Annotated in this window: 7 protein-coding genes; 1 reads left to right on the top strand and 6 read right to left on the bottom strand. The window is 60.9% G+C overall.

Annotated features, from left to right (window positions below):
- Positions 1–53: 53 nt before the first annotated feature.
- The 6 genes from nuoE to HMPREF0372_RS06500 all read right to left on the bottom strand — a co-directional run bounded on the left by nuoE (position 54) and on the right by HMPREF0372_RS06500 (position 4,536).
- Entirely contained in the window at positions 54–548 is a 495-nt protein-coding gene (gene nuoE, locus HMPREF0372_RS06525; protein ID WP_007489993.1) for an NADH-quinone oxidoreductase subunit NuoE, read from the bottom strand.
- Between the two features lie 286 nt (positions 549–834).
- Positions 835–1,545: a PHP domain-containing protein gene (locus tag HMPREF0372_RS06520; protein ID WP_007489990.1), complete on the bottom strand. Its 711-nt coding sequence runs from the start codon at positions 1,543–1,545 to the stop codon at positions 835–837.
- 460 nt (positions 1,546–2,005) lie between these two features.
- Entirely contained in the window at positions 2,006–2,341 is a 336-nt protein-coding gene (locus tag HMPREF0372_RS06515) for a DRTGG domain-containing protein (protein WP_007489988.1), read from the bottom strand.
- A 69-nt stretch (positions 2,342–2,410) separates the two neighbouring features.
- Positions 2,411–3,733 (bottom strand): [Fe-Fe] hydrogenase large subunit C-terminal domain-containing protein, encoded by a 1,323-nt coding sequence (locus tag HMPREF0372_RS06510; RefSeq protein ID WP_007489987.1) that lies wholly within the window; start codon positions 3,731–3,733, stop codon positions 2,411–2,413.
- 37 nt (positions 3,734–3,770) lie between these two features.
- Entirely contained in the window at positions 3,771–4,193 is a 423-nt protein-coding gene (locus HMPREF0372_RS06505; protein WP_007489986.1) for an ATP-binding protein, read from the bottom strand.
- Positions 4,180–4,536 (bottom strand): DRTGG domain-containing protein, encoded by a 357-nt coding sequence (locus tag HMPREF0372_RS06500; RefSeq protein ID WP_007489985.1) that lies wholly within the window; start codon positions 4,534–4,536, stop codon positions 4,180–4,182. Before HMPREF0372_RS06500 ends, HMPREF0372_RS06505 begins: the two co-directional genes overlap by 14 nt.
- Before the next feature lie 253 nt (positions 4,537–4,789).
- Between HMPREF0372_RS06500 and serC the strand changes: the two genes are divergently transcribed.
- Entirely contained in the window at positions 4,790–5,875 is a 1,086-nt protein-coding gene (serC, locus tag HMPREF0372_RS06495; RefSeq protein ID WP_039996809.1) for a 3-phosphoserine/phosphohydroxythreonine transaminase, read from the top strand.
- The last annotated feature ends 158 nt before the right edge of the window (positions 5,876–6,033 follow it).

The following is a 6,033-nucleotide window of genomic DNA, read 5'->3' as shown; positions in this document are numbered from 1 at the left end:
TTTTTTCGCCTCCATGTCCTCTTAGCTCCCCTATACGCCTACCCTCCGCGCTTCTACTTATACATATCCAAAATCGGGCCGACCTGGTCGGGGGTGAGGCGGCCATAGACGTCATTATTGATCATCATGACCGGGGCCAGACCGCAGGCGCCCACGCAGCGGCAGGAGTCCAGGGAGAACTTGCCGTCCGGGGTGATGGCGCCGGGGACAATGCCCAGCTTCTGTTCCACGGCGTTGAGCACGGCGGCCGCGCCCTTGACATAGCAGGCGGTGCCGAGACAGACGGAGATCTGATACTTTCCCTTGGGGTTCATGGAGAACTGGGCGTAGAACGAGGCAACCCCGTACACCTCGGACAGGGGGATGTCCAATCCTTCGGCCACCATGATCTGAACCTCCTCGGGCAGATAGCCGAAGATTTCCTGAGCGGCTTGGAGCACCGGCATGGTGGCACCTGGCTGCCCCCTGTGCTCGGCGATCACCTGCCGCAGGCGCTCCTCCTGTTCCGGGCTTCCGCGGTAGGGGACGACGGTTTTGCAGTTTGGCATGGATGCGTCCTTCCTTTCTGAAACTGGTTAGTTTAGTTTCACTTTTTCTATTATAACGCCAAATCATTTCTTGTAAAGACTGTCCAAAATAACAAAATGTGAACTATTAAGTTCAAAAATTAGCCCAAGAAAAAATGAAGGGTAGAAAAAAACCGCTCCGTTGGGCAGGGCGGGCGTATCGGAGTGGCGTCGAATACAGACCATGCACAGGAAAGCGGTTCTTTATTGTTAAATCTTTAACAAAAACGAGTATAACACATCTAACTATGTTTGTAAAGAGAAAAATTTACCTTGTACCCTGCAGCCAATAGAGAACGGCGGCAGCCGTCCGCTCCGGCAGCTCCATGGCGTGCTCCGCCTCCCAGACCTGATCCAGGTAGTGGGCGTCAGAGTTGGTGATGAGCCGAAGCCCGGCCAGGTCCGGGCGGAGGCGGAACTCCGGCGGGCATTGGCGGGATACTTCCGCCAGCGGGAATCCCAGCTCCGGCATCCACAGGCCAAGCACCCCCAGAAGAGAGAAGGAGGGGCGGTCGATGTGTGCAGGAAAGGCCGCTCCGCCAAAGGCGGCGGCCAGCCGGGATACCTCCTCCAGGCCGATGTCGGTGTGTCCGGCGAGGAAGCGGGGGTCCTCTCCCAGCACCAGGTCTCCCGCGTCCATATAGATTTGATGGCCAAAGACGGCGGGGTGATTGGACAACGGGGGCAGGCGGCGGGATACATACGCCTCGAACTCCTCCCCGTGATAGGGGGTGGGGAAGAGACAGACTACGTGGATCTCCTCCCGGGTGCACAGCTCCATCCCCGCCAGAGCCAGCAGGCCCCGCTCCTCCGCCGCCCGGCAGAAGGCGGCGCAGTTGCCGCAGGTGTTGTGGTCGGTAAGGGCCACAATATCCAGCCCCGCCAGCGCGCACATGGCCGCCAGGTTGACGGGGGTCATGTCCTCACTGCCGCAGGGCGACAGGCAGGAATGGAGGTGGAGATCGTAGTAATACTTCATGTAGAACTCCTTTTCGAGATAACGGGAAGGCGTCGTGCCTGTCGCCCGAAACGCGCCGGAAGGCGCGCCCGAGCGTTTTCGCCGGAGCGAAAACCTCGCCGCAGGGCGGATTCACTCCGCCCGAGGGAGAAAAAAGGGGCCCCCGCCCGGCTGAGCCGGGTGGGGTGACAGGCAGGAGTGAAGGTGGAGATCGTAGTAATACTTCATGTAAAACTCCTTTTCAGGATAACAAAACGGCATCGTGCCTATCGCCCGAAGCGCGCCACAAGGCGCGCCGAGGGTTTTCGCGGAGGCGAAAACCTCGCCGCAGGGCGGATTCACTCCGCCCGAGGAAGCAAAAGGGGGTCCCCGCCCGGCGTTGCCGGGTGGGGCGACAGGCAGGAGTGTAGGTGAAAATCGTGGAAATACTTTGTGTAGAATTTGCTTTTAAAATAACAAAATGATATCGAGTGAGGAGGCATTACCCGGCAGCCAGCGCCCCGGACAAACGGGCGGCGGTGTCAAAGGTATCCTGTCCGGCCCCTAGCAGATTGACGCCCTTCTCCTGAGCGCGGCGGAGCAGGTCGCCGTCGGGGGCGACCCCCTCGGTGAGAATGACGCAGGAGACCTCAGCCATGAGGGCCACGGCGGCCACATTCTGGTTGGACATGATCGTGAGCCAGGCGGCGTCCTGTCCGGCCCGGCCCAGCACCCAGCTCAGCAGGTCTCCGGCGTAGCCGCCGGAAACCGGGCGGTCGGGCTGGGCCAGATGGAAGGGGGTCAGGGAGAGGGCTTCGGTCAGTTCGCGTACCGTCATAAAAAACTCCTCCTTGTTGTATAAAGAGGCCGCCGTGAGACGCAGGGCGCTTCACGGCGGCCGTAGGGTCTATTCGGACGGCTCCTGGCGGCGGCGGAAGGGCGGGGGCAGGTAGTCGTCCGCCTCCTCCTTGCTGCCCGCCATGGAGCGCATGCGCTCCCGCACCTTGAAAATGCAGTCGTCCTCCGAGGCGCGGCCCAGCACCACGTCCTCCGCGAAGGCCCGGCAGGAGGGCGCTCCGCAGGAGCCGCAGTGGAGGCCGGGCAGGTGGGACTCCAGCTCCTGGATACGCAACTGTTTGCTGATGGCCATCTCCCGGTCCTGGTCCAGCACGAAGGCAGGTAAGTACTGTAGCTCCTTGTCCCTCCGCACGATATCCCGCGCCTCTCCATGAAAGAGGAAACGGTTGCGGGAGACCGGCAGACCCTTGAGCAGGCCCTTGATGCGAAGCTTGGCCGCGTAGGGATTCTCCACATTGAAGCAGCCCCCCACGCACCCCTGGGTGCAGGCTGACAGCTCCAGAAAATCGGCCTCCGGCAGACGGCCGTCTTCGATCTCCTCCAGCATGCGGATGACGTTCTGAATACCGTCCACCGCCACGCAGCGCTCCCCCAGGCGGGCGGCGCTCTCGCCGCCGCAGGAGGCCCAGCCCAGGCCCAGGATACCGGCGGAGGCCATGGGGGTGATCTCCTCCAGCTCCCGCATGGGATTGAGCAGGCGCAGGTAGATGTCCCGGATGGCGAAGGCCCCGTCCAGCACCGGGCGGCTGAGCCCCTCGGAGACCCGGGCGGCCGTCACCTTGGAGGAGCAGGGCACGATGGCGAACACACCGATGGCCTCCGGCGGCAGGCCGGTCTCCTCGGCTGCCTCCCGCCGGGCCAGAATGGCGGCCAGCTCCATGGGCAGAATGGTACAGGCCACATGGCCCATGAGCTTGGGGAAGCGCATGCGGATGAGGCGGAGCACCGTGGGACAGGAGGAGGAGATCTGGGGCGTCACCTTGGACGGGCCGCCGCTGATGCTCTGCCGCTCAAAGTCGGAGATCATCTCGGCGGCCTTAGCCACCTCATAGACCTTGTGAAAGCCGATCTTCAACAGGCCGTTGAGCACAATATCCACGCTGTCCAGGTGCTGGAACTGCCCATACAGGGCGGGCTCCGGCAGGGCCACGCAGTATTGGTACTGCTTCAGAATGTCCAGACTGTCGCCCACCGACTTGATGGCCTTGTGGGGACAGATGCGGATACAGCTTCCGCAGTCGATGCACCGGTCGGGCAGAATGGTGGCCTTGCGGCCGCGGACCCGGATGGCCTCGGTGGGGCAGCACTTGATGCAGGTGGTGCAGCCCCGGCAGCGCTTCAGCTCCAGGACCACCGAATGTCTCATGAACATGGAGCCGCGTCACCTCGCTTTTCCAAGCTCATCGCGCTCAGGAAACCTTGATTTTAACCGTAACGGTGGTACCCTTGCCCACCTCGGTGTCAATGGTCATCTCGTCGGAGTAGCGCTTCATATTGGGCAGGCCCATGCCAGCGCCGAAGCCCAGCTCCCGGGCGGTCTGCCCGGCGGTGGAGTAGCCCTCCTGCATGGCCTGCTCCACGTCCGGGATGCCCGGCCCGGTATCGGTCATGCGGATAACAATCTGATTGGCGTCCACCTCCACCTCGGCCTGGCCGCCGTCGGCGTGGATCACCATATTGATCTCGCCCTCATACATGCAGATGGACGCACGGCGGATCACGTCCTGGGGCAGTCCCAGCTTCTTCAGCGTCAGCTTCATTTTGCTGGAAGCCTCGCCGGCCTCGATCAGATCGCCGCCCTCCACAGGGTAAACCAGTCTAATTGTCTCCATCACAATTCCCTCGCAATCCATTGGAATATAACAGGCCGCACGCCTCGTACATACGCTTGGGGCAGGTCATAACTACAATGTCACGCTCCTCCGCCAGAGACAGAATGTCCGGCCCCGGCACCTTACCCCGCACAAAGACAATACATTTCATCTCCACCATATCTGCGGTGCGCACCACCTGGGGGTTGACCAGGCCGGTGAGCAGCAGCGCCTGGTTCTTGACAAAGGCCAGCACATCGCTCATGAAGTCGCTGCCGCAGGCGGAAAAAACCTCCCGGTCCAGATGCTCCTCCCCCCACAGCACCTCGGCGTGCAGAATCGTCTTGATATCAGACAGCCTCATTGGCCACTCCTCCTTCCGGAAGGGAAAACTAAACTGTAAGTTCAATGGTATTGTACCACAAACCGGCGCAAAGTGCAAAGGGTTCGTTGAAATATTCACAAAGTTTTGAGATTGAACGGCTTGGTTTTAGTCAATCCGTGCAGTTGACAGTTGGATAGGGCATCCGATATAATATACTTTAACGGAGTAAAGCGATAACCCGGTGCGAAGCCCCGTTCTATTTCAAATTGGAATATCGAGGAGGCCATCTGTCATGGGAAACGAACGTGTTTACAACTTTTCCGCCGGCCCTTCCATGCTGCCGCTGGAGGTATTGGAGCGGGCAGGAGCCGAGATTACAAACTACCAGGGCTCCGGCATGTCCGTCATGGAGATGAGTCACCGCTCCAAGGTGTTCCAGAAGATCTTTGACGACACCAAGGCCAAGCTGCGCGCCCTGCTCAACGTGCCGGAGGGATACCAGATCCTCTTCCTCCAGGGCGGCGCCTCCACCCAGTTCTCCATGGCGCCCCTGAACCTCATCGGGGCCACCGGCAAGGCCGACTACGCCGTGACCGGCAACTTCTCCAACATCGCCTACAAGGAGGCGCAGAAGTACGGCCAGATCCATCTGGCCGCATCCTCCGCCGACAAAAACCACACCTACATTCCCCAGCAGAGTCAACTGGAGCTGGACCCTGAGGCCAGCTATTTCTACTACTGCGCCAATAACACCATCTACGGCACCGAGTGGCAGTATGTCCCGGAGACGGACGGTGTGCCCATCGTGTGCGACATGTCCTCCGACATCCTCTCCCGCCCCGTGGACGTGTCCAAGTACGGCGTCATCTTCGCCGGCGCCCAGAAGAACATGGCCCCTGCCGGCCTGACAGTAGTGATCATCAAGGAGGAGCTGGCCGGGCATGAGCTGCCCTTCACCCCCCTGATGATGAACTACAAGACCATGATCGACAAGGACTCCATGTACAACACCCCGCCCTGCTGGTGCATCTATATGCTGGGGCTGGTCCTGGACTGGCTGGAGGAGCAGGGGGGCATACCCGGCATGGAGGCCATCAAGCACAAAAAGGCGCAGATGCTCTATGACGTGATCGACTCCTCCCGGCTCTTCACCTGCGCCGTGGAGCCCGGCTCCCGCTCCGATATGAACGTGGTGTTCCGTACCGGCAGCGACGAGCTGGACGCCAAGTTTGTGCAGGAGAGCGTGGCCGCCGGTTTCACCAACCTGAAGGGCCACCGCTCCGTGGGCGGCATGCGGGCGTCTATTTACAACGCCATGCCCACCGAGGGCGTAGAAAAGCTGTGCGACTTTATCAAGGCCTTTGACAGGGCGAATTGAGCCCGCTGCCCGCCCACGGAACCAAGCGTTTTGCCGAAGGCAAAACCTTGATGCGGGGCGGATTTACTCCGCCCGCGCAGATAAAATCGCTTGGGGTCCCGCAAAATGGGAGATTTTGCGGGCAGGGCGGCATGCGGGCGTCTATTTACAACGCCATG

It is taken from the genome of Flavonifractor plautii ATCC 29863 (genome assembly GCF_000239295.1).
Taxonomy (GTDB): domain Bacteria; phylum Bacillota; class Clostridia; order Oscillospirales; family Oscillospiraceae; genus Flavonifractor; species Flavonifractor plautii.
Note: the sequence above shows the minus strand (reverse complement) of the source record. Positions and strands in the feature narration are given on the sequence as shown.